6 protein-coding genes are annotated in these 26,356 nt (G+C 75.8%); 5 read left to right on the top strand and 1 reads right to left on the bottom strand.

Features of this window, described 5'->3' with window-relative positions; all coding sequences use genetic code 11:
* Nucleotides 1-75 precede the first annotated feature (75 nt).
* The 5 genes from AC5K6T_RS09455 to AC5K6T_RS09435 all read left to right on the top strand — a co-directional run bounded on the left by AC5K6T_RS09455 (nucleotide 76) and on the right by AC5K6T_RS09435 (nucleotide 24,943).
* The gene (locus AC5K6T_RS09455) at nucleotides 76-14,409 is read left to right on the top strand and encodes an amino acid adenylation domain-containing protein (RefSeq protein WP_493207516.1); all 14,334 of its coding nucleotides are present in this window, start codon (nucleotides 76-78) and stop codon (nucleotides 14,407-14,409) included.
* A 20-nt stretch (nucleotides 14,410-14,429) separates the two neighbouring features.
* Entirely contained in the window at nucleotides 14,430-21,803 is a 7,374-nt protein-coding gene (locus AC5K6T_RS09450) for an amino acid adenylation domain-containing protein (RefSeq protein ID WP_493209254.1), read from the top strand.
* A 184-nt stretch (nucleotides 21,804-21,987) separates the two neighbouring features.
* Nucleotides 21,988-23,292, top strand: a complete 1,305-nt coding sequence (locus AC5K6T_RS09445) for an isochorismate synthase (protein WP_493207514.1) — start codon at nucleotides 21,988-21,990, stop codon at nucleotides 23,290-23,292.
* 635 nt (nucleotides 23,293-23,927) lie between these two features.
* On the top strand, nucleotides 23,928-24,719 hold the full coding sequence (locus AC5K6T_RS09440; RefSeq protein ID WP_493207513.1) for a helix-turn-helix domain-containing protein: 792 nt from the start codon (nucleotides 23,928-23,930) through the stop codon (nucleotides 24,717-24,719).
* Nucleotides 24,716-24,943 (top strand): DUF397 domain-containing protein, encoded by a 228-nt coding sequence (locus tag AC5K6T_RS09435; RefSeq protein WP_493207512.1) that lies wholly within the window; start codon nucleotides 24,716-24,718, stop codon nucleotides 24,941-24,943. Before AC5K6T_RS09440 ends, AC5K6T_RS09435 begins: the two co-directional genes overlap by 4 nt.
* A gap of 40 nt (nucleotides 24,944-24,983) precedes the next feature.
* On the opposite strand, the gene AC5K6T_RS09430 is transcribed toward AC5K6T_RS09435, so the two are convergent.
* On the bottom strand, nucleotides 24,984-26,255 hold the full coding sequence (locus tag AC5K6T_RS09430) for a TIGR02679 family protein (protein ID WP_493207510.1): 1,272 nt from the start codon (nucleotides 26,253-26,255) through the stop codon (nucleotides 24,984-24,986).
* Nucleotides 26,256-26,356: the final 101 nt, after the last annotated feature.

Below are 26,356 nucleotides of genomic sequence, written 5' to 3'. Positions count from 1 at the left end.
CCTCCCTCTTCTTCCCCCTGTTCCTCCCGCGGCCGGTCTCCCGGCCGCACCGCGCCCCCATCTGGAGCGAGATCCATGTCCGAGCGTGCCCAGCGGCGACTCCCCCTCACCGGGGCCCAGACCGGTGTCTGGTACGGCCAGCGGCTGGCCCCCGACTCCCCGGTCTACAACGTCGGCCAGTACGTCGAGATCAACGGCCCCTTGGACGCCGCGCTCCTCGAGCAGGCCGTGCTGCGGACCGTCGGCGAGTGCGAGGCGCTGACGGTGCGGTTCGAGGAGGACGAGGCGGGCGAGCCCTGGCAGGTGCTCTCCCCGCACCCCGACGCCGCGGCGGGCACCGGGTTCCAGGTCGTCGACCACCGCGAGGCGGCCGACCCGGACGCGGCGGCGCTGGAGCTGATGCGCGCCGACATGGACCGGCCCGCCGACCCCGCCACCGAGCCGCTGTTCACGTACGCGCTGCACCTGGTGGGCCCGAACCGGTCCCTGTGGTACCAGCGCGCCCACCACATCGCGCTGGACGCCTACGCGTTCTCGCTGATCGCCCGCCGCGTCGCCCGGGTGTACACCGCGCTGGCCGCGGGCACGGAGCCCGAGCCGTCGCCGTTCGGCACGCTGGCCGACGTGATCGCCGAGGAGGAGGCCTACCGGAACTCCGAACGGCGCTCCCTCGACCGGGAGTACTGGCTGAACCTGCTCGCCGGCCGGCCCGGCCCGGAACCGCTGGCCGGCGCCGTGCACCCCGCCTCCCACACCTTCCTGCGCGACGGCGCCGTCCTCACCCCCGAGGCGACGGCCGGGCTGCACGCCGTCGGACGGGCCGCGCACGCCAGCTGGGCCGACGCGGTCACGGCGGCCTGGGCCGCGTTCCTGCACCGCTCCACCGGCTCCCGCGACGTGCTGCTGTCCATGCCGGCGATGTCCCGCCTGGGCTCCGCGGCGCTGTGGGTGCCGGCGATGGTGGTGAACGTGCTGCCGCTGCGGGTCCCGGTCCGCCCGGACCGCACCCTGGCGGACCTGACCGCCGACGTGGCGGGCCGGGTGCGCGAGCTGCGCACCCACCACCGCTACCGCGCGGAGGACATCCGCCGCGACCTCCAGGCGGTGGACCGCGGACAGGGCCTCGCGGGCCCGATGGTGAACATCAAGGCGTTCGACTACGCCCTGGACTTCGCGGGCAGCCCCGGCACCACCCGCAACCTCGCCGCGGGCCCCGTCGACGACCTGACGCTCCAGCTGTACTACGACGCCGCCGACGGCCACATCCGCTTCGAGCTGGACGCCAACCCGCGCGCCTACGACGCCGACACGCTCGCCGCGCGGTGCGCCGAGTTCAACCGCTTCCTCACCGAGGCCGCCACCAGCGGCCCGGACACGCCGGTCGGCGGGCCCGAGCTGGTCGACGCCGCCGCCCGGCGCGCCCTGCTGCGCGACGCCGAGGCCACCACCCGTGCGCTCGCGCCCGGCACGGTCGCCGACGCCTTCGCCGAGCAGGCCGCCGCCCACCCCGGACGCACCGCGCTCATCGCCGCCGGACGCGAGGTCCGCTACGCCGAACTCGACGAACGGGCCTGCCGCCTGGCCCGGCTGCTGATCGGCCGGGGCGTGGGGCCCGAGACGTATGTGGGCATCGCGCTGCCCCGCACCGACGACCTGCTGGTCGCCCTGCTCGCCGTGCTGAAGGCGGGCGGCGCCTATCTGCCGCTGGACCTGGACTACCCGGCCGACCGGCTGGAGTTCATGGTCCGCGACGCCCGCCCGGCCTGTGTGCTCACCTCGCTCGCCGCGGCGCCCGCCGCGCCCGACGTGCCGGGCAGCGACCCCCTCGTGCTGGACGCGCCGGACACCCTGGCCGCCCTCGCCGCGCTGCCCTGCGGCCCGGTCGCCGGGGACGAGCTGCGTGCCCCGCTGGACGGCGCCCACCCCGCCTACGTGATCCACACCTCGGGCTCCACCGGCCGCCCCAAGGGCGTGGTGGTGCCGCACTCGGCGCTCGCCAACTTCCTGCGGATGCAGGCCGACGAACTGGCCCTCGCCCCCGGCGACACCCTGGTGGCGGTCACCACGATCTCCTTCGACATCGCCGCGCTGGAGCTGTGGGTGCCGCTGGTCAGCGGTGCGACCGTGGTCCTCGCCGACCGCGACACCGTGCGCGACCCGGCCGCGCTCGCCGCGCTGGTGGACGCCCACCGGCCGGCCGTCATGCAGGCCACGCCCTCGCTGTGGCACGCCCTGCTGGAGGACGGCCGCCCCGCCGCGCTCACCGGCACCTCGGTGCTGGTCGGCGGTGAGGCGGTGCCCGCCGCGCTCGCCGAGCGCCTGGCCCGCACCGCCCGCCGGGTCACCAACGTGTACGGGCCCACCGAGGCCACCGTGTGGGCGACGTCCTCCCGGCTGGAGTCCGGCCACACCGGCACACCCGACATCGGCACCCCGTTCTGGAACACCCGCGCCCACGTCCTGGACGGCGCGCTGCGCCGCACCCCCGTGGGACGGCCGGGCGAGCTGTACCTGGCCGGGGCGCAGCTCGCGCGCGGCTACCTGGGCCGCCACGGGCTGACCGCGGAGCGGTTCGTCGCCGACCCCTACGGTCCCGACGGCAGCCGCATGTACCGCACCGGCGACCTGGTGCGCCGGCACGCCGACGGCCGGATCGAGTTCCTCGGCCGGGCCGACGACCAGGTCAAGGTGCGCGGCTTCCGGATCGAGCCGGGCGAGATCGAGCAAGTGCTGGGGGCCGCGGAGCCGGTCGGCCGCGCGGTGGTGGCGGTCCGGGAGGACACGCCCGGCTCGCAGCACCTGGTCGGCTACGTCACCCCCGCCGGGGACGGCCCCGCACCCGACCCGGCCGCCCTGCGGGCCCTGGCCGCCGAGCGGCTGCCGGAGTACATGGTGCCGTCCGCGGTGGTGGTGCTCGACGCCTTCCCGCTGACCGCCAACGGCAAGGTCGACCGGCGGGCGCTGCCCGCACCCGACCTGTCCGGGCTGACCACGGCCGGCGCCCGCGCCCCGCGCGGCGCCCGCGAGGAGATCCTCACCGGGATCCTCGCCGACGTGCTGGGCCTGCCCTCCGTCGGGCCCGACGACGACTTCTTCTCCCTCGGCGGGCACTCGCTGCTCGCCGCCCGGGTGATCGCCCGGGTGCGCCGGGCGCTGGGCGCGGAGTGCGGCATCCGCGACGTGTTCGAGGCGCGGACCGCCTCGGCGCTCGCCGAACGGCTCGCCGGACGCGGCGCCGGCACACGGCCACGGCTGGCGGCCGCCGCCCGCCCGGAGCCGCTGCCGCTGTCGCACGCCCAGCGACGGCTGTGGTTCCTGCACCAGATGGAGGGCCCGAGCGCCACCTACAACATCCCGTTCACGGCCCGCTTCGCCGAGCCGCTGGACGCCGCCGCGCTCGACGCGGCCCTGGGCGACGTGGTGGCCCGGCACGAGGCGCTGCGCACGGTGTACGCCGAGGCGGACGGAGAGCCGTACCAGCGGGTGCTGGCGCCCGCGGAGGCCGATGTGCGCCTGCGGACCGTGGAGGCGCCCCGGGAGCGCTTCACGGCGGAGGGCGAGCGCACCCTCGGCCACCTCTTCGACCTGGCGGCCGAGCCGCCGATCCGGGTGACCCTGCTGCGCGACGCCGCCACCGGCGCCCAGGCGCTGGTGGTGCTGCTGCACCACATCGCGAGCGACGAGTGGTCGATGGGCCCCTTCCTGCGGGACCTGGAGCAGGCGTACACGGCCCGCACGGCCGGCCAGGCGCCGGGGTTCGCGGAACTGCCCGTGCAGTACGCGGACTTCGCACTGTGGCAGCGCGCCCTGCTCGACGACGCCGGCCCCGAATCACTGACGGCCCGCCAGCAGGAGTACTGGCGGGACGCGCTGGCCGGCCTGCCCGGGGAGCTGCCGCTGCCCGCCGACCGGGCACGGCCGGCCGTCCCGTCCGGTGCGGGCGGCATGGTGCACCGGGAGCTGCCGGCCCCGCTGGCCGCCGGAGTGCGCCGGCTGGCCCGGGAGAGCGGCACCAGTGTGTTCATGGTGGTGCACGCGGCGGTCGCCGCCCTGCTGCACCGCCTCGGCGCGGGCGACGACATCCCCCTCGGCACCCCGGTCGCCGGGCGCTCCGACACCGCGCTCGACGACGTCGTCGGCTTCTTCGTCAACACCCTCGTGCTGCGCACCGACCTGTCCGGCGACCCGGGCTTCGACGAGCTGCTGCGGCGGGTCGCCGCCACCGACCTCGCCGCCCTCGACCACGCCGACCTGCCGTTCGACGCGGTCGTCGAGGCCGTCAACCCGCACCGGACCGTGGGCCGCCACCCGCTGTTCCAGACGATGGTGTCGCACAGCACCGTCACAAGCGACGTGCGCCGTCTGTTCGGCCGGGACACCCGGGTGGACCGCATCGACCCGGGCACCACCAAGTTCGACCTCGACTTCACCTTCTCCGACACCGCGCACCGCGACGAGCTGGACCTGGAGCTGTTCTACTGCGCGGACCTGTTCGAGCGGTCCACGGCAGAGCGGCTGACGGACCGTCTGCTCGCCCTGCTCGCCCAGGCGGTGGCGGACCCGTCCCGCCCGCTGTCCGGGTACGAACTGCTCGACGACGCCGACCGGGACCGCCTCGCCGCGTGGAACGACACGCGCCGCCCGGTCCCGGCGGACGACGTGAGCGCGCTGCTCGCCCGGCGGGCGGCCCGCACCCCGGACGCCACGGCCGTGGTCTGCGGCGAGGACCGGCTGACCTTCGCCGCCCTGGCCGGGCGGGTCGACCGGCTGGCCCGGGTGCTGGCCGCCGAGGGCGTCGGCCCGGACAGCGTGGTCGCGCTCGGCCTGCCCCGGTCGGCGGACTCGGTGGTCGCCGCGTTCGCCGTGCTCCGGGCGGGCGGCGCCTACCTTCCGCTGGACCTGGACCACCCCGCGCACCGGCTGGAGTTCATGCTGCGGGACGCGTCCCCGGTGTGCGTGCTCACCGCGGGCACGGCCACCGGATCGGTGCCCGAACTGCCCGGCGCCGCCCGGCTGGTGCTGGACGAGCCCGCGTTCGCCGCGCGCCTCGCCGCGGCCGGGGAGCTGCCCGAGCCCCGCCGCGCCGGGCCGGACCACCTGGCGTACGTCGTCTACACCTCCGGCTCCACCGGCCGCCCCAAGGGCGTGGGCCTGCACCACGCCGGCCTGACGAACCTCTGCCGCGACCACGAGCGCGAGCTGTACCGGCCTCTCGCCGAACGCCTCGGCCGCCGGGTACGGGCCCTGCACACGGCGTCGTTCGCGTTCGACTCCTCCTGGGAGCAGCTGCTGTGGCTGGTCGCCGGCCACGAACTGCACCTCCTCGACGAGTACGGCCGCCGCGACGCGGACGCGGTGGTGGCGTACGTGCGCGCCCACCGCGTGGACGCTCTCGACGTGACGCCGTCCTACGCCCGGCAGCTGCTGGACGCCGGGCTGCTGGACGGCGCGTGGCGTCCGCCGCTGTTCCTGCTCGGCGGCGAGGCCGTCGGCCAGGACCTGTGGACGCGGCTGCGCGCCGTGCCGGACGTGGAGACGGTGAACTACTACGGGCCGACCGAGTTCACCGTGGACGCGCTGGTGGCGCGGGTGTCGGACGCCGCCGTCCCGGTCGTCGGGCGCCCGCTGGACAACACCCGCGCCCATGTCCTGGACGCCCGGCTGCGTCCGGTGCCGCCGGGGGTGCCCGGGGAGCTGTACCTGTCCGGCGTGCAGAGCGCCCGCGGCTATCTGGGCCGCCACGCGCTGACCGCCGAGCGGTTCGTCGCCGACCCGCAGGGCGCCCCCGGCAGCCGCATGTACCGGACCGGCGACCTCGCCCGGTGGCGGCAGGACGGCCTGCTGGAGTTCCTGGGCCGGGCCGACGACCAGGTCAAGCTGCGCGGCTTCCGGATCGAGCCCGGCGAGGTCGAGGCGGCGTTGACGGCCCGCGCGGACGTGGGCGCGGCGGCCGTGGTGGTGCGCGAGGACACCCCGGGCGCGCCCCGCCTGGTGGCCTACGTCACCGGGACGGCCGACCCCGCCGCGGTACGCCGCGACCTCGCCGGTGAGCTGCCGGAGTACCTGGTCCCGGCCGCGGTCGTGGTGCTGGACGTGCTGCCGACGAACATGAACGGCAAGCTGGACCGGGCCGCGCTGCCCGCGCCCGCCCGCACCGCCGACGAGCCGTCCCGGGCGCCGCGCGGCGCGGCGGAGGAGCGGCTGGCCGCGGTCTTCGCCGACGTCCTGGGGCTGAACGGGGTCGGCGCGGAGGACGACTTCTTCGCTCTCGGCGGGCACTCCCTGCTGGCCACGAAGGTCGTCGCCCGGACGCGCGGCCTCGGTGCCGCCTGCTCGGTGCGGGACGTCTTCGAGACCCGCACGGTCGCGGCGCTCGCCGCCCGGCTGGCGGAGCGCTCCGCTCCGGTGCGTCCCACGCTCACCCGCGCGGGGGTCCGGCCCGCGCTGGTGCCGGTGTCGCACGCCCAGCGCCGGCTGTGGTTCCTGCACCGGGTGGAGGGCCCCAGCAGCACCTACACCGTGCCGGTCGCGGTGCGGCTGCGCGGGGCGGTGGATGCGGAGGCGCTGCGCGCGGCGCTGGCCGACGTGGTGGCCCGCCACGAGGCGCTGCGGACGGTGTTCACCGAGGCCGACGGCGAGCCCTGGCAGCGCGTCCTCGCTCCCGGCGAGGCCGCCGTGCCGTTCACCGTGCGGCGGGTCCCGGCGTCGGACCTGGAGCGTGAGGTGGAGGAGGCCGCGGGCGGCGTCTTCGACCTGGCCGTCGAACTGCCTTTCCGGGCGGCGCTGTTGAGCGCGGCCGAGGACGACCACGTACTGGTGCTGCTGCTGCACCACATCGCCACCGACGAGTGGTCCACCGGCCCGCTGCTGGCCGACCTCGACACCGCCTACCGCGCCCGGCTCGACGGCCGCGACCCCCACCTGCCCGAACCACCCGTGCAGTACGCCGACTTCGCGCTCTGGCAGCGCGACCTGCTCGGCGACCCGGCCGACCCCGGCTCCCTGGCCGCCCGCCAGGCCGGCCACTGGCGCGAGACCCTCACCGGACTGCCGGAGGAACTGCCCCTGCCCACCGACCGGCCCCGCCCCGCCGTCCCCACCCACCGGGGGGAGACGCTGACGGTGGAGCTGCCCGGCGAGGTGCTGTCCGGGCTGGAGCGGCTCGCCGCGGAGTCCGGGGCGACGGTGTTCAACGCGGTGCACGCGGCGGTCGCCGCCCTGCTGCACCGCCTCGGCGCGGGCGACGACATCCCCCTCGGCACCCCGGTCGCCGGGCGCTCCGACACCGCGCTCGACGACGTCGTCGGCTTCTTCGTCAACACCCTCGTGCTGCGCACCGACCTGTCCGGCGAGCCGAGCTTCGACGAGCTGCTGCGGCGGGTGAGCGCCGCCCATCCGGCCGTCCTCGACCACGCCGACCTGCCGTTCGACGCGGTCGTCGAGGCCGTGGACCCGCACCGGACACTGGCCCGGCACCCGCTGTTCCAGACGATGGTGGCGTACGAGGGCGGCGGCCCCGACCTCAGCCGTCTGCTGGGCACGGACGCCGCGGAGCACCCGGTCCGCACGGGTGCGGCCAAGTTCGACCTGGAGATCCTGTTCCGCCGGGTGGCCGGGGCCGACGGCCCGGTGCTGACCTGCGGCATCCGCTACGCGACGGACCTGTTCGAGCGGGCGGGCGCAGAGCGTCTGATGACCCGTCTGGTCCGGTTGCTGACCCGGGCGGTGGCGCAGCCCGGCACACCGCTGGCGGAACTGGACCTGCTGGAGCCGGGTGAGCGGGACCGGGTGCTGCGGGTGTGGAACGACACCGACCACCCCCTGGACGGCCCGGACACCCTCGCCGCCCTCGTCACCGACGGCGCCCACGACCCACACGGCACCGCACTCGTCTTCCAGGGCGAACACCTCACCCGCAGCGCCTTCGAAGACCGCGTCAACCGCCTCGCCCGCCTCCTCATCCACCGCGGCGCCGGCCCCGAGACCGTCGTCGCCGTCGCCCTCCCCCGCTCCCCGGACCTCCTCGTCGCCCTGCACGCCGTCGTCCGCGCAGGCGCCGCCTACCTCCCCCTCGACCCCACCCTCCCCACCGACCGCCTCACCCACATGACCACCACCGCCACACCGGTCACCGTCCTGACGGACAGCGCTTCGGCGGCGCGGCTGGGCACCGGCACGGCCGGCGACGAGGCACGGATCCTGCTGGACTCGGCGGAGGTGACCGCCGAACTGGCACAACTGCCCGCCCACCTCGTCACCGACACCGACCGCACCACCCCTCTCCTGCCCTCCCACCCCGCCTACGTCCTGTTCACCTCCGGCTCCACCGGACGCCCCAAGGGCGTCCAGATCGAACACGCCGCCATCGTCAACCGCCTGCACTGGATGCAGCACACCTACCGCCTCACCCCCCACGACCGCGTCCTGCACAAGACCCCCACCACCTTCGACGTCTCCGTCTGGGAACTCTTCTGGCCCCTCGCCACCGGCACCCCCCTCGTCATCGCCGCCCCCGACACCCACAAAGACCCCCACCACCTCGCCACCCTCATCCGCCGACACAACGTCACCGTCTGCCACTTCGTCCCCTCCATGCTCGCCGCCTTCCTCGCGGACAGCGGCGTCGAGCTGGCGGACTGCCCGAGCCTGCGCTTGGTGGTGTGCAGCGGGGAGGCGCTCCCGGCGTCTCTGGCAGCGCGGTTCCACGCCTCCGCGGGCGACCGCCGGATCGCGTTGGAGAACCTCTACGGCCCCACCGAGGCCGCCGTCGACGTCACCCGCGCCCCCGGCGAACCCGGCACCGCAACCACCGTCCCCATCGGCACCCCCGTCTGGAACACCCAGGCCCACGTCCTCGACCACCACCTCAACCCCTGCCCCATCGGCACCCCCGGCGAGCTCTACCTCGCCGGAACCCAACTCGCCCGCGGCTACCTCACCCAACCCGCCCTCACCGCCGAACGCTTCACCGCCAACCCCCACGGCACCCCCGGCACCCGCATGTACCGCACCGGCGACCTCGCCCGCCGCAACCCCGACGGCACCCTCACCTACCTCGGCCGCACCGACCACCAGATCAAACTCCGCGGACAACGCATCGAACTCGGCGAGATCGAAACCGTCCTCGCACAGGCACCCGACGTCGCACAAGCCGTCGCCCACGTACGCGAGGACCACCCCGGAGTGCAGCAGCTGGTGGCGTACGTCGTCCCGGTGGCCGGCGCCGGAGCCGATCCGGCCGTGCTGCGCGCCCACGCGGCAGAGCGGCTGCCGGAGTACATGGTGCCCGCCGCCTTCGTGACCCTGGCGGAGCTGCCGCTGTCCGCCAACGGCAAGCTGGACCGCCGCGCCCTGCCCGCACCACGGCCGACGGAGGCGGTGGTGTCGCGGGCGCCGCGCAACGCCCGGGAGGAGGTCGTCGCGGGGGTCTTCGCCGCGGTGCTGGAGCGGACGCCGGTCGGCGTGGACGACGACTTCTTCGCGCTGGGCGGCCACTCGCTGCTGGCCGTGCGGGCGGTGAGCCGGCTGCGGGCGGCCCTGGACGCCGAGTGCACGGTGCGCGACCTGTTCGAGGCGCGTACGGCGGCGGCGCTCGCGGCGCGGCTCGCGGAGCGGTCCGCCTCGGGCCGGCCCGCGCTGCGGCGGGCGCCGGAACGCCCCGCCCTGCTGCCGCTGTCCTACGCCCAGCGCAGGCTGTGGCTGATCGACCGCGTGCAGGGGCCGGGGACCTCGTACAACGTGCCGGTCGCGGTGCGGCTGCGCGGGGCGGTGGACGCGGAGGCGCTGCGCGCGGCGCTGGCCGACGTGGTGGCCCGCCACGAGGCGCTGCGGACGGTGTTCACCGAGGCCGACGGCGAGCCCTGGCAGCACGTCCTCGCACCCGGCGAGGCCGCCGTGCCGTTCACCGTGCGGCGGGTCCCGGCCGGCCAACTGGCTTCCCGGGCGGCGGCCGAGAGCCGGCACGTCTTCGACCTGGCCGTCGAACTGCCCTTCCGGGCAGCACTGTTGAGCGCGGCCGAGGACGACCACGTACTGGTGCTGCTGCTGCACCACATCGCCACCGACGAGTGGTCCACCGGCCCGCTGCTGGCCGACCTCGACACCGCCTACCGCGCCCGGCTCGACGGCCGCGACCCCCACCTGCCCGAACCACCCGTGCAGTACGCCGACTTCGCGCTCTGGCAGCGCGACCTGCTCGGCGACCCGGCCGACCCCGGCTCCCTGGCCGCCCGCCAGGCCGGCCACTGGCGCGAGACCCTCACCGGACTGCCGGAGGAACTGCCCCTGCCCACCGACCGGCCCCGCCCCGCCGTCCCCACCCACCGGGGGGACGTGGTGCTGTTCGAGGTGTCGCCGCGGACCGCTGCCGGGCTGGCCCGGATCGCCCGGGAGAACGGGGCGACCCTGTTCATGGTGGTGCACGCGGCGGTCGCGGCCCTGTTGCACCGGCTCGGCGCCGGGGACGACATCCCCCTCGGCACCCCCGTCTCCGGGCGGGAGGACGAGCAGGTGGACCGGCTGGTCGGCTTCTTCCTCAACACGCTGGTGCTCCGGGCCGACCTGTCCGGCGACCCGGGCTTCACGGAGCTGGTCGGCCGGGTCAGGGACGTGGGGCTGGCCGCGTTCTCGCACGGCGATCTGCCGCTGGAGAGCGTGGCGGAGGCGGTCGGGCAGACCCGTACGGACGCGCGCAACCCGCTGTTCCAGGCGATGGTGACGTACCACTCGGTGACCACCGAGGTGTCGGAGCTGTTCGGGGTGCCGGCCGAGGAACTGACCGTGGAGACGGGCGGGTCCAAGTTCGACCTGGAGTTCGCCTTCGGCGGGTCCGCCGCCGACGGCCGGCTCGACTGCGGCGTCCGCTACGCGACGGACCTGTTCGAGCGGGCGGGCGCGGAGCGTCTGGCCGGGCGGCTGGTGCGGCTGCTGGACGCGGTCGCCGAGGACCCGGCGCTGCCGCTGTCGGCGATCGACGTGATGGACGCCGGTGAGCGGGACCGGGTGCTGCGGGTGTGGAACGACACCGACCACCCCCTGGACGGCCCGGACACCCTCGCCGCCCTCGTCACCGACGGCGCCCACGACCCACACGGCACCGCACTCGTCTTCCAGGGCGAACACCTCACCCGCGGCGCCTTCGAAGACCGCGTCAACCGCCTCGCCCGCCTCCTCATCCACCGCGGCGCCGGCCCCGAGACCGTCGTCGCCGTCGCCCTCCCCCGCTCCCCGGACCTCCTCGTCGCCCTGCACGCCGTCGTCCGCGCAGGCGCCGCCTACCTCCCCCTCGACCCCACCCTCCCCACCGACCGCCTCACCCACATGACCACCACCGCCACACCCCGGTGTGTGCTCACCGACCGGGCCACCCTCGCCGCGGCGCCGGGAATCCTCCCGGACGAAACGATCCTGCTGGACTCGGCGGAGGTGACCGCCGAACTGGCACAACTGCCCGCCCACCCCGTCACCGACACCGACCGCACCACCCCTCTCCTGCCCTCCCACCCCGCCTACGTCCTGTTCACCTCCGGCTCCACCGGACGCCCCAAGGGCGTCCAGATCGAACACGCCGCCATCGTCAACCGCCTGCACTGGATGCAGCACACCTACCGCCTCACCTCCCACGACCGCGTCCTGCACAAGACCCCCACCACCTTCGACGTCTCCGTCTGGGAACTCTTCTGGCCCCTCGCCACCGGCACCCCCCTCGTCATCGCCGCCCCCGACACCCACAAAGACCCCCACCACCTCGCCACCCTCATCCGCCGACACAACGTCACCGTCTGCCACTTCGTCCCCTCCATGCTCGCCGCCTTCCTCACCGAGACGGAGCTGACCACCTGCCCCAGCCTGCGGCTGGTGGTGTGCAGCGGGGAGGCCCTGACCACGGACCTCGCGACCCGGTTCCGGGACTCGGCGGCCGGCCGGCCCGTCGTGCTGGAAAACCTCTACGGCCCCACCGAGGCCGCCGTCGACGTCACCCGCGCCCCCGGCGAACCCGGCACCGCAACCACCGTCCCCATCGGCACCCCCGTCTGGAACACCCAGGCCCACGTCCTCGACCACCACCTCAACCCCTGCCCCATCGGCACCCCCGGCGAGCTCTACCTCGCCGGAACCCAACTCGCCCGCGGCTACCTCACCCAACCCGCCCTCACCGCCGAACGCTTCACCGCCAACCCCCACGGCACCCCCGGCACCCGCATGTACCGCACCGGCGACCTCGCCCGCCGCAACCCCGACGGCACCCTCACCTACCTCGGCCGCACCGACCACCAGATCAAACTCCGCGGACAACGCATCGAACTCGGCGAGATCGAAACCGTCCTCGCACAGGCACCCGACGTCGCACAAGCCGTCGCCCACGTACGCGAGGACCACCCCGGAGTGCAGCAGCTGGTCGCCTACACGGTGCCCGCGCCCGAAACGACCCTGGACACCGGGGCGCTGCGCGCCCACGCGGCAGAGCGGCTGCCCGCGTACATGGTCCCGGTGCTGTTCCTGGCCCTGGACGCGCTGCCGCTGACCGCCAACGGCAAGCTGGACCGCCGCGCCCTGCCCGCACCACGGCCGGCGGAGGAGGGCGCGGCCGCCGGGCGGCGCTCCGCTCCGGCCGCGGCCACCACGACCGGGGCCGTGCCGGCCGCGGCCACCACGACCGGGGCCGTGCCGGCCTCCGGGTCCCCTGCCGACGTGCTCGCCCGGCTGATGGGCGAGGTGCTCGACGTGCCCTCGGTGGGCACCGGGGACAACTTCTTCGAGCTGGGCGGCGACAGCATCGTCTCCATCCGGCTGGTGAGCCTGGCCCGCAAGGAGGGGCTGACGGTCACCGCCCGCCAGGTGTTCCAGCACCCCACCCCGGCCGCGCTCGCCGCGGTCGTCGCCCCCGAGGCGGAGGCCGCACCACGCCCCGCGGACGTGGCCACCGGCCCGCTGGTGCTGCCGCCCGCGGCGCACTGGCTGGCCTCCCGGGGCGGCCCGTTCGCCCGGTTCTGCCAGGCGCGGCTGGTGCGGCTGCCCGGGTCCGTCCGCGAGGCGGAGCTGCGGACCGCGCTCCAGGCGGTCCTGGACCGGCACGACGGGCTGCGCCAGGTGCTCACCGTGACCCGGCCGGGCCTGTGGAGCGCCGAGGTGCGGCCGGCGGGCTCGCTCACCGCCGACACGGTGCTGCGCACGGTGGACGCCACGGGCGCGGACGGCGCCGCGCTGCGCGAGCTGGTGGCGCGGGAGTCCGACCGGGCGGCCGGCACGCTCGACCCGGTCACCGGGGCGACCGTACGCGCGGTGTTCCTGGACGCCGGGCCCGGTGCGCCGGGCCGGCTGCTGCTGGTGGCGCACCACCTGGTGGTCGACGAGGTGTCCTGGCAGATCCTGCTGCCCGACCTGAGAGCGGCCTGGGAGGCGGCGGCCGCGGGCCGCACCCCGGAACTCGATCCGGTGCCGACGTCGCTGCGGACCTGGACGGCCGGACTGCTCGCCGAGGCGCACACCGCGCGGCGGCTGGCGGAGCTGGACCACTGGCTGGCCCAGGCGGACGGCGGACGGGTGCTGACGGACCGGGCGCTCGACCCGGAGCGGGACACCGCGGCCACCGCGCGGTGGCTCCAGGTGCGGCTGCCCGCGGAGCGTACGGCGCCGCTGCTGGCCCAGGTCCCGCAGGCGGTGCACGGCACCGTGAACGACGTGCTGCTCACCGCGTTCGCCCTCGCGGTCGGCGACCGGGCGGCCCGCTCCGGGCGGGCCGGCGCCGCCGCCGGGTTCACCGTCGACCTGGAGGGCCACGGCCGCGAGCAGGACCTCGTGGCCGGGGCCGACCTGACCCGCACGGTGGGCTGGCTGACCTCCGTGTACCCGCTCCGGCTGGCCCCCCGCGGCTACGACCCGGCCGCCGTCCTGGCGGGCACCGAGGACGCGGGCGGCGCCCTGAAGGAGGTCAAGGAGCTGCTGCGGGGCGTGCCCGACGGCGGGGTGGGCGCGGGCCTGCTGCGCCGCATGAACGCCGCCGCGGCGGCCCGGTTCGCGGACGGTCCGCGGCCGGAGGTGCTGTGGAACTACCTGGGCCGGCAGACCGCCCGGACCGCCTCCGACTGGGGTCCGGCCGAGGAGTCCGACGCCCTCGCCGTGGGCCCGGACCCGGCGATGCCGCTCTCCCATCCGCTGGAGGTCGTCGCGGAGGTCGCGCACGGCGCCGGGGGCCCGGAGCTGACCGCGCGGTTCCACTGGGCCGGCGAGGCCCTGTCCGAGGACACCGTCCGCGCGCTCGCCGACGGCTGGCTGAACGCCCTGGAGGCGCTCGCCGCCTGGGCGGACGGCGGGACGACCGCCGGGCACACCCCGTCCGACCTCGACCTGCTCGACCTCGACCAGGACCAGATCACGATGCTCGAAGAGATGTGGAGGGCCCAGCAGTGAAGCAGGCTCGTATCGAGGACATGCTCCCGCTGTCCCCCCTGCAGCAGGGCATGCTGTTCCACTCGGTGTACGACGCCGACCGCGGCGGCACCGACGTCTACACCGTGCAGGTGACGGTGTCCCTGGCGGGAGAGATCGACGCGGACCGGCTGGAGCGGGCCGCCGCCGCGCTGCTGCGCCGCCACCCCAACCTGCGGGCCGGGTTCTGGCACGAGGGCGTGCCGCAGCCGGTGCAGTTCGTGCCGGCCGAGGTGTCCCTCGCCGTGGAACGCACCCGGCTGCCGGACGGCCGGGAGCGGGCGGAGGCGCTGGCCGGGCTGCAGCGGGCCGAGCTGGCCCGCCGCTTCGAGCTGCACCGGCCGCCGCTGCTGCGGCTGGTGCTGGCCCGCCTCGGCGAGCACGACCACCGTCTGGTGATCACCGTGCACCACATCCTGGTCGACGGCTGGTCGATGCCGCTGCTGGTGGGCGACCTGCTCGCGCTGTACGGCAGCGACGGCGACCTCTCCGCGCTGCCCCCGGTGCGCCCGTACCGGGAGTACCTGAAGTGGCTCAGGCGGCAGGACGGACCCGCCGCCGAGGCGGCCTGGCGGCAGGCGCTGGCCTCCCTGGAGGAGCCGTGCCTGGTGGCGCCGGCCGATCCGGCGCGGCCGGCGGTGCGGCCCGCCGTGCGCGAGCTGGAGCTGTCGGAGCGGGCCACGGCCGCGCTGACGGCGGCCGCTCGGCGGCTGGGCACCACCCCGAGCACCCTGGTCCAGGCCGCCTGGGGCCTGGTCCTCGCCCAGCTGACGGGCCGCCGGGACGTGGTGTTCGGCCTGACGGTGTCGGGACGCCCGGACGAGATCGCGGGCGTGGAGTCGATGCTCGGGCTGTTCATCACGACGGTGCCGGTGCGGATGGCGCTGCGCCCCGGGGAGAGCGTGGAGGGACTGCTGCGGCGCTTCCGCGACGAGCAGAACGCCCTGCTGGCCCACCATCACCTCGGGCTCGGCGCGATCCAGAAGCAGGCGGGCGGCGGGGAGCTGTTCGACACCCTCGTGGTCATCGAGAACTACCCGGTCGACCCGAACGCCCGGCGGCGCACCGGCGACGGCCCGCGGGTGGCGGGCATCGAGGCCCGGGACGCCACCCACTACCCGCTCACCCTCGCCGTGTCGCTGGAGGAACGGGCCCTGCTGCGCCTGGAGTACCGCCCCGACCTGGTCGGCGCACGGCGTGCGGAGCGGATCGCGGAGCGGCTGGCCCTCGCCCTGGAGCGGCTCACCGAGGCGGACGACAGCCCGGTCGGCCGGCTGGGGCTGCTGCCCGAGGCGGAGCTGCGGCGGCTGCGGGACGGCTGGCGGGGCCCGGTGCGCGAGGTGCCCGCCGGCACGGTCGCGGACCGCTTCGCCGAGCAGGCGGCGCGCACCCCGGACGCGGTCGCGGTGGTCTCCGGCGAGGAGTCGCTGACGTTCGCGGAACTCGACGGGCGGGCCGCGCGGCTGGCCGGGCTGCTCGCCGGGCGGTACGGGGTGGGCCCGGAGTCGGTGGTGGCGCTGGCGGTGCCCCGGTCGGCGGACTCGGTGGTGGCGATCCTGGCCGTGCTGAAGGCGGGCGGCGCCTATCTGCCGCTGGACCTGGACCACCCGGCGGGCCGGCTGGAGCACATGCTCCGCGACGCCGCCCCGGTGTGCGTGCTGACCACCTCGCGGGCGGCCGGCCTGCTGCCGGAGGCGGGCGGGCCGCCGCGGCTGCTGCTCGACGCGCCGGACACCGCGCGCGCCCCGGCCGCCCCCGGGCCGGACGGTGCGCCCCGGGCGACGGCGCCGTACGCAGCCCCGGACACGGCTACGGACACGGCTACGCACACGGCTACGCAGACGACGCCGCACCCGAGCCCGTACGCAGCCCCGGACGTGTCCCCGGAGCATCCCGCGTACGTCATCTACACCTCCGGCTCCACCGGCCGCCCCAAGGGCGTGGTGCTCACCCACGGCGGACTGGCCAGTCTGTACGCCAACCACCTCGCCGAGATCCTCGGCCCGGTGGCCGCCGCGCAGGGGGGCCGCGCCCTGCGCGCCCTGCACACCGCGTCGTTCAGCTTCGACACCTCCTGGGAGCAGCTGTTCTGGCTGGTCGCCGGGCACGAACTGCACGTGCTGGACGAGGTGGGCCGCCGGGACGCGGAGTTCGTCGTCGGCTATGTGCGTGAGCGGCGCGTGGACGCCCTGGACGTCACGCCCACCTACGCGCGGCAGCTGCTCGACTGGGGCCTGCTGGAGTCCGGCCGGCACCGGCCCGCGCTGCTGCTGCTCGGCGGTGAGGCGGTGCCCGAGGCGCTGTGGTCCGAGGTGCGGGCCGCCGACGGCGTGGCGTCGGTGAACCTGTACGGGCCGACGGAGTACACGGTGGACGCGCTGGCCGCCGACCTGTCCGCGGCCTCCTCCCCGGTGGTGGGCCGGCCGATCGGCAACACCGCCGCGTACGTGCTGGACGCGGAGCTGCGCCCGGTGCCGGCCGGCACCACGGGCGAGCTGTACCTGTCCGGGCACGGCACGGCACGCGGCTACCTGGGCCGGTACGGGCTGACCGCGGAGCGGTTCGTCGCCGACCCCTACGGCGCCCCCGGCGGCCGGATGTACCGCACGGGCGACCTGGTGCGGCTGCGCGGCGACGGGGAGCTGGAGTACCTGGGCCGCGCCGACGACCAGGTGAAGATCCGCGGCTTCCGGATCGAGCCGGGCGAGGTGGAGTCGGCGCTCACCGCGCTGGACGGCGTCGCCGCGGCGGCGGTCGTGGTGCGCGAGGACACGCCGGGCGTGCGGCGCCTGGTGGGCTATGTGACGGGTACGGCCGACCCGGTGGCCGTGCGGGAGTCGCTGGCGGCCGTCCTGCCGGACCACCTGGTGCCGGCCGCGGTGGTCGTGCTGGCCGAGCTGCCGACGACGGTCAACGGCAAGCTGGACCGGGCGGCGCTGCCCGCACCGCGGCTCGCCGGGTCCGCGCGGTCCCGGGCACCGCGCGACGCCCGCGAGGAGGCTGTCTGCCGGGTGTTCGCCGAGGTGCTGGGGCTGGAGTCGGCCGGTGTGGACGACGACTTCTTCGCCCTGGGCGGGGACAGCATCGTCTCCATCCGGCTGGTGACGCTGGCCCGCGGCAAGGGCCTGGTCCTCACCCCGCGCGACGTGTTCGAGCAGCGCACCCCGGCCGGGCTGGCCGCCGCGGCCCGCTCCGCGGACCACGCGCCGGACGCGCCGGACGCGCCCGCCGCTGCCGCCGAGGGCCCCCTGGTGGTGCTGGACGAGGCCGGGAAGGCCGCCGTCGGGGCGGCGTTCCGGGGCGTCGCCGAGGTGCTGCCGCTCGCGCCGCTCCAGGAGGGCCTGTACTTCCACGCCGTGTACGACGACCGGGCGCTGGACGTCTATCTGATGCAGAACTTCGTCGAGCTGCGGCACACCGTGGACACGGCCGCGCTGCGGGCGGCGTTCGACGCGATGCTGCGCCGCCACCCCAATCTGCGGTCGGGCTTCTGGCACGAGGGGCTGCCGCAGCCGGTGCAGGTCGTTCCCGAGGAGTGGGAGCTGCCCTGGCGCACGGAGGACCTCACCCACCTCGACGAGGCGGGGCAGCGGGCCGCTCAGCGGGAGTTCTCGCTGGCCGACGCGGCGACCCGGTTCGACCTGGCGGCGCCGCCGCTGATGCGGGTGACGCTGCTGAAGCTGGCCGAGGACCGCTGGATGCTCTGTGTGACGCAGCATCACATCCTCACCGACGGCTGGTCGGAGTCGCTGTTCTTCGAGGAGCTGTTCGCGCTGTACGGGCACGGCGGCGACCTGGACGCGATGCCTGCGGTGACCCCGTACCGGGAGTACCTGCGCCGGCTGGCGGGCACCGACCGGGAGGCGGCGCTGGCGGCCTGGCGGGCGCATCTGTCCGGGCTGGACCAGGCGACCCTGGTCGCTCCGGCCGACCCGGCGCGGCAGCCGGTCACCGCCGAGGTGGTGGACCTGCCGCTGGGCGAGGAACTCAGCGCACGGCTGCGGCGGTTCGCGCGGGGCTGCGGGGTGACCCTGAACACCGTGCTGTCGGCCGCGTGGGCGCTGTCGCTGTCGGCGCTGACCGGCCGGGACGACGTGGTGTTCGGCGCGACCGTGTCCGGCCGCCCCGCGGACCTGCCCGGCGTCGACCACATGATCGGCATGTTCATGAACACGCTGCCGTTCCGGGTGGCGCTGCGCCCCGGCGAGCCGCTGCGCGAGCTGCTGGTGCGGATGCAGCGCGAGCACGCGGGGCTGCTGCCGCACCACCACCTCGGTCTCGGCGCCGTCCAGCAGGCCACCGGGATCGGAACGCTCTTCGACACCCTGTACGTGTTCCGCAACACCCCGCTGGACGACGCCGCCCGCGAGGAGGCCGTCGAGCGGTACGGCATCGGCTGGACGCACAGCGTGGACGGCACCCACTACCCGCTGACGCTGGCCGTCACCCCGGGCCCGTCGCTGGAGCTGAGCGTGGCCTACCGGCCCGACCTGTACGACGCCCCGGCCGCGCGGGCGCTGGCCGCCCGGCTGCGCCGGCTGCTGGAGCAGTTCGCGGCCGGCGGCGCCACCCCGGTGGGCCGGCTGCGGCCGCTGGCCGCCGAGGAGCGGGCGGAACTGCTCGCGCTCGGCGACGACCTGGGCCGCACGGTGCCGGACACCCACCTGGTCGACCTGTTCGCCCGGCAGGCCGCGGACACCCCGGACGCCACGGCGCTGGTCTTCGAGGAGGAGCGGCTGACCTACCGGGAGCTCGACCAGCGGGCCTCCCGGCTGGCCCGGGCCCTGATCGCCCGCGGTGCCGGGCCGGAGCGGGTGGTCGCCCTCGGCCTGCCGCGCTCGGCGGACTTCGTGGTCGCGCTGTTCGCGGTGCTGAAGACCGGCGCCGCGTATCTTCCGCTGGACCTGGACCACCCGGTGGACCGGCTGGCGGCCATGGTCGAGGACGCCGTGCCGCTGTGCCTGGTGACCTCCTCGCCGGTGGCCGGCCGGGTGCCCGAGGTGGCGGGCGTGCCGCGGCTGGTGCTGGACGCGCCGGACACCGCCACCGAGCTGGCGGGCCGTTCGGGCGCGCCGGTCGCCGAGGCGGAGCTGACCGCGCCGCGCGACGGCCGCCACCCCGCCTACCTGATCTACACCTCCGGCTCCACCGGCCGCCCCAAGGGCGTCGTGGTGCCGTACGCGGGCCTGGTCAACATGCTGGCCAACCACCGGGAGCGGATCTTCGAGCCGGCGGTGAAGCTGGCCGGCGGGCGCCGCATGCGGGTGGCGCACACGGTGTCGTTCGCCTTCGACATGTCGTGGGAGGAGTTCTTCTGGCTGGTCGACGGGCACGAGGTGCACGTCATCGGCGAGGAGCTGAGGCTGGACCCGGCGGCCCTCACCGCGCACTACGACCGGGTCGGCATCGACGTCGTCAACGTCACCCCGTCGTACGGGCAGCAGCTCGTCGACGCGGGCCTGCTGGACGCCGGCCGGCACCGCCCGACGCTGGTCCTGCTCGGCGGTGAGGCGGTGCCCGACCCGCTGTGGACCCTGCTGAGGGACACCGGCGGCATCATGGGCTACAACCTGTACGGGCCGACGGAGTACACCATCAACGCGCTCGGCGCGGACACCGCCGACAGCGCCACCTCCTGCGTGGGCCGGCCCGTCTTCAACACCCGCGCCTACGTGCTGGACGGCGCGCTGCGCCCGGTGCCGCACGGGGTGCCCGGCGAGCTGTACCTGGCGGGCGCCGGACTGGCCCGCGGCTACTTCGGGCGGCCGGACCTGACGGCCGAGCGGTTCGTGGCCGACCCGTTCGGGGTGCCCGGCACGCTGATGTACCGCACCGGGGACCTGGTGCGGTGGCGGGCCGACGGCCGGATCGACTACCTGGGCCGCACCGACCACCAGGTGAAGATCCGCGGCTTCCGGATCGAGCCGGGCGAGATCGAGTCGGCGCTCACCGCCGACCCGGCCGTGGCCGCGGCCACGGTCACGGTGCACACCGGCCCGAACGGCGTGCAGCGCCTGGTGGCCTACACCGTCGCCGCGCCGGACACCGGGAACGCCGAGGCCGCCGAGGCCGCCGGGGACACCGGGAACGCCGGGAACGCCGGGAACGCCGGGAACGCCGGGAACGCCGAGGACACCGGGAACATCAGGGACGCCGGGAGCACCGGCGGCACCGAGGCGCTGCGTGCCCGGCTGGCGGCGGTGCTGCCGGAGTTCATGGTGCCGTCGGTGTTCGTGCCGCTGGACGCGCTGCCGCTGACGGTGAACGGCAAGGTGGACCGGGCCGCGCTGCCCGTGCCCGCGTTCGGCGCGGAGGCGGCCGGCCGGCCGCCCAAGGACGCCCGCGAGGAGCTGCTGTGCCGGCTGTTCGCGGAGGTGCTGGGGCTGGAGCGGGTCGGCGTGGAGGACAACTTCTTCGATCTGGGCGGGCATTCGCTGCTGGCGATGCGGCTGGCTGGCCGGATCCGCGCCGAGCTGGGCGTGCCGGTGCAGGTCGGCACGGTGATGACGGCGCCGACGGTGGCCCAGGTGGCCGCCCGGATCGGCACCGACGCCCGCCGGGACGCGCTGCGGGTGCTGCTGCCGCTGCGGGAGAAGGGCGGCCGGCCGCCGCTGTTCTGCTTCCACCCGGCGTCCGGATTCGCCTGGCAGTACACCGGTCTGCTGCGCCACCTCGATCCGGACCGGCCGGTGTACGGCGTGCAGTCGCCGGGACTGTCCGGGCCGCTGCCCGAGGCCGCCGACGTGGCCGCGCTGTGCGAGTCGTACCTGGCGGAGATCCGCGCCGTGCAGCCCGAGGGGCCGTACCACTTCGCCGGCTACTCCTTCGGCGGCACGGTGGCGCAGACGCTGGCCGCGCTGCTCCAGGAACGCGGCGAGGAGGTGGCGTTCCTGGCGCTGCTGGACGCCTACCCGCCGGAGCGCGAGGACTGGTCGTACGCCGGATCGGCGGAGTTCCGGCAGCGGCTGGAGCGCGAGGAGGGCGGCTTCCTGCTGTCGGTGGCCGGCCTCGACGGCGAGGCCGGCCGGGTGACGGACCGGGCCGAGGCGGTCCGGGCGATCCGGGACAGCCGGGGCCTGCTCGCCGGCTTCGACGAGTCGCTGCTGCACGCGGTGGTGGACACCAACGTGCACTGCGTGCGCCTGCTGTCCCGCAGCCGCACCCGCCGCTTCCGGGGCGAGGTGCTGTTCTTCACCGCCGCGCGCTCCACGCCCGACGGGGACGCCCCGGGCGTCGTGTGGCCGCCGTACCTCGACGGCGCCCTCACCGAGCACGTCCTGGACTGCTCCCACGACGAGCTGATGTCCCCCCACGCCCTGGAGGAGATCGGTCCGCTGCTCGACAAGGCGCTGCGGGCCGCCGCGGACGGCAGCTGACCGGCCCGGGGCGCCCGTCGTCCGCGGCGGGCGCCCCACCACCCGGCCGTGTCACCACCCGGCGCCCGCACCCCGCGCACGGCACCCCGCGTCCCGCACCCCGGCACGGCGATCCATCGCACGCCCGCCCGCAACCCGAACCCGGCGACACCGCCTCACCGACCCACTCCCCCTGGAGCCCCTCATGCCGACAGTCCGTCAGTCCGCAACGCCCGCGACGGCCTCCGCCACGCCCTCGGGGTCCACGACGTCCACGGCCTCCGCCGCACCCCGCACACCCGCCGTCCCGGCCCCGTCCGGAGCCGCCGGGGACGCCGGTTCCGCGCCCCCGTTCCCGGTGGGCGCCGCGACCGCCCTGCTGGACGCCTACCGCCCCGGCGACCGCTTCCTGGCCACCCCCACCCGTACGCTGCTCGCCCACGGCACCCTGGACGAGGTGCCGCACGGCCCCGAACCGGTCTCCGAGCGCGTCGCGGCCACCCTCCGCGAGGTGCGCTCCCGGCGTGCGGCCGCGCCCGTCGTGATCGGCGCCATCCCCTTCGACCAGTCCGCCCCGGCCGCCCTCGTCGTACCGGAGGCCGCCCGCAGCGGGCCGGCCCTCGCCGCCGACCCGCTGGTCGCGCTGCCCGCCGCACGGCCGGCCGCGCCCACCGCCTGGAGAGTGCGCCCGGAACCCGAGCCCGAGGTGTACGGCAAGAGCGTCACCACGGCCGTGGACCGCATGTGGCAGGGCGAGTTCAGCAAGGTGGTGCTGGCCCGCACCCTGGAGCTGACCGCCGAGTCCGGCGAGGTGGACATACGGGGCATGCTCCAGCGCCTGGCCCGCGCGGACGCCACCGGCTACACCTTCGCGCTGCCCACCGCCTACGGCCGGACCCTGCTCGGCGCCAGCCCGGAACTGCTGGTCTCCCGCCACGGCGACCGGCTGGTGTCCAACCCGCTGGCCGGCTCCACCCCGCGCAGCGACGACCTCGCCGAGGACGTACGGCGCGCCGCCGCCCTGCTGGAGTCGGCGAAGGACCGGCACGAGCACGCGGTGGTCGTCGACGCCGTGCACCAGGCGATGGCCCCCTTCTGCTCCGGCATCGACGTGCCCGCCCAGCCCTCGCTGATCCGCACCGCCACCATGTGGCACCTGTCCACCACGGTCACGGGTACCCTCGCCCGCCCCGCGACCTCGGCCCTTGAGGTCGCCTGCGCGCTGCACCCCACCCCGGCGGTCTGCGGCACCCCGACCGGCCTGGCCCGCGAGGTGATCCGCGAGTCCGAGCCCTTCGACCGCGGCTTCTACACCGGCATGGTCGGCTGGGGCGACGCCGACGGCAACGGCGAGTGGGTGATCACGCTGCGCTGCGCCGAGGCCGAGGAGCGGGCCCTGCGCCTGTACGCGGGCGCCGGCGTGGTCGCGGCGTCCGACCCGGAGGCCGAGACCGCCGAGACCGCGGCGAAGTTCCGCACCTTCCTCAACGCCGTCGGAGCCACCGCCTGACCCGTCCCGGCCCGCGGGCCCGGCCCCGCGGCAGCCGCCGTACGAAGGGCCCTCGCGGCACCCGCCGAGTCGGGTGGGACGCCGACCCGGGCCGGGTACGACCCCTGGCCCAGGACGAGTTGCCGAGCGCGCTGCTCCGCGACGTCGACGCACGCAGCCGCGGACGGAGGTCCGAGGACGCGGGCGCCCGTGCGTGAGGGCGTTGGCCGCCGGCTCCGCCGTCACGACGCAGGCGGCGTCCGGCGCCTCGGTGCCGTAGGGGACTGCCCAGGCCTCCGGTTGCTGCGCCACGAAACGCCGGGCGAGGCGCGCGCCGCGTCTGCCGGCGCTGAGGCGGATGGTGAACTGGGGGACGCGCGTGGGTGGTTCCGCGACGACTTCCGTCGACTCCATGGTGTGACGATCCCGTCACGCGTATAGCCTGACCAGGTCGGGCGCACGTACCTGATGCCGTGGTACGGGCGCGGTACGGGTCGGTACGGAACCGGTACGGGTCTTTGGCCGGTACCGGGGCGGCGGACCGCTCGTTACCGACGGACGAGGAACCGTGCCAGGCAGGGGGCGTGATGAGCGGGAGCCAGGAGAGTACGTGCCGGGCGGCCGGGCGGCGCAGGGCGGATCGGGAGCACCCGTCGGTGTGGGTGGCGTACGGCAAGCTGGTCCGCCTCTTCCGCGAACGGGCCGGGCTCACCCAGCAGGCGCTGGCCGACGCCATCGGCTACTCACTGGAGCAGGTGGCCTCGGTCGAGCGGGGCCGCCGCCCGGCCAAGGCCGCCTTCACGGATGCCGCGGAGCGGGTGCTGGAGGCAGGCGGGGCACTGAGGGTCCTCCAGGAGGATGTCGACCGGGCGAAGTTGCCGCAGTTCTTCCAGGACTTCGCCTCCATCGAGGTCGACGCAGTCAGTCGCTTCTCGTACGACCCACTCCTCGTTCCCGGGCTCCTGCAGACCGAGGCGTACGCCCGTTCCTTGTTCAGTGCACACTGCCCAGCGCTGGATGACGAGGTGATCGAGCTCCATACCGAAGCTCGTCTGAACCGACAGCAACTGCTGACCCGCAGGCCCGTCGTCGAGTTGTCGTTCGTGATCGGCGAAGCCGCACTCACCAATCCCATCGGAGCGGATGGCGTCATGCGCGATCAGCTTCGCCACCTGGGGCTGCTGGCGGAGCGGCGCAATGTGAGCGTCCAGGTCATGCCCGGTGCCCACGGCTTCCATCCGGGTCTCAACGGTGGCTTCGTGGTGCTTGAGACGGCGGAACACCGTCAGATCGGATACGTCGAAACACAGGAGGTAGGGTCTGTTGTGGCCGACCCCGCCCAGGTCAGCGCGTTCAACCTGCGGTATGGCAAGCTGCGCTCGCAGGCGCTGACTCCGGAGGAGTCCGCGCGATTGCTCGGGAGACTGGCAGGAGAGGCCGCAGCATGAACGTCGATCGGGACCCCGGCCACGGCGAAGCGCACCTCACTTGGCGCAAGAGCAGCTACAGCGGGTCGGGAGGAGGCGACTGCGTGGAGGTGGCCTGCTCCGCGGGCACCGTCCATGTCCGGGACTCCAAGGTGCGAGCACGGGCGGTGCTGGCGTTCTCCCTGGAGCAGTGGAGCGCTTTCGCCGCCTTCCTGGGGGGAGAGGCCGACCGGTCCCGGGGCTGAACAGCGAACGCCGTAGCTCCTCTTGGGGGCGGGGCGTGGCTCACCGGGCCTGTTCCGCCAGGTCCCGGAGGAGGTTGTCAAGGACCGCCTCCTCCTCCACGCGGACGCCGTGTTCGGTGAGGGCGGCGGCCAGGGCCGGGTCCCACGGCGTCGGGACGGGGGCACCGGTCAGACGCTGGGGGTGGCTCAGCCCGGCTGCGGCCGCCCGGTAGTCGGGAGCCGCGTACCGCCAGGGGTGCCAGGGGACGCCGCGGCCCAGGACGGTGGCGATCCGTATCCCGCCCCAGTCGAAGTCGCCGTGGTAGCGGATCCGCGCTCCTCGCGCGGAGAGGTCGCGCAGCAGGGTGAGTGCGGCGGCCGAGGGCTGCCCCTGAAGGCACACCATGGGCGGGCAGGACGAGCCGAGGGAGTCGGCGGCGGCGGACAGGACGGCCGGGTTCTCGCAGACGTGGACGGTGCCGCCGGCGGCGGTGACGCCGGGGCGGTCGCGGCGGGTGAGCGAGCGCAGGGTCAGGACCGCGGGCTCGCCCGTCCCGGCCATCCAGTCGAGGGCCGGTGTGCCCCGCAGGTTGAGGGTCAGCACGGTGGACGAGACGTCGTCCCGGAGCAGGCCTCCCGCCGCCCAGGCGGCCCGCCGCCACTCGGCGCCGTCGCCCTCGGGGAAGCCGGTCAGGACACGCAGGCCGGACAGTACGAGGCCGGCCAGCGGGGTTCCCTCGTCCAGCGCGTGGGCGCCGGAGAGGTGGCGTGCCGCGAAGGCCGCCCGCGGCATCGGCGGGTCCGCGGGCAGTTCGCGCAGCGCCTGCACCGCGGCGGTCACCAGGGGCGCGGCGGCCTCCGGCGTCCGCGCGAGCCTGCGGACGAGGCCGCTGCCGCGCAGGTGTCCGGACCAGTCGGCCAGTTCGGGGCCCAGGCGGTCGAGCGGTGCCAGAGCCTCCGCCCAGGCTCGCTCCTCCCTCTCGCGCGTCCGGGACCGGAGTTGGACGGGCCCGGTGAGGGCGAGCACGGCGGCCTCCAGCCCGTCCGGGCTGACACCCGAGCGGCGCAGGACCACGTCCACGGCGTCGAGGCGGACCGTCAGTGAGCGGCCGGCACCCGGGGCGCGCCCCAGCAGGTGTTCCGCGGCCCGGCGCTGGACGTCGTCGGGCCGCGCCAGGCTGACCGTGCCGGACAGCGGCCGCCCGTGGGCGAGGCGTTCACGCACCCGTTCCAGCAGCCAGGCCGCGCCGGGATTCCCGAGCAGTCGTGCCAGGCGTTCGGTGTCGATCCCGGCGCCGCCGGCCGGGGGCGCGCCGGTCGGCTCTCCCGTCACGGCACCGACCGGTACGGTGCGCTCCCCCGGTGCCCTCGGTGTCGCCGGCGCTGCCGGTGCCCTCGGTGCCGCCGGTGTCGCCGCCGCCCCGGGTACGGGGT

This window comes from Streptomyces sp. B8-7 (assembly GCF_058833805.1).
This window is presented reverse-complemented; position numbering and strand designations above follow the sequence as displayed.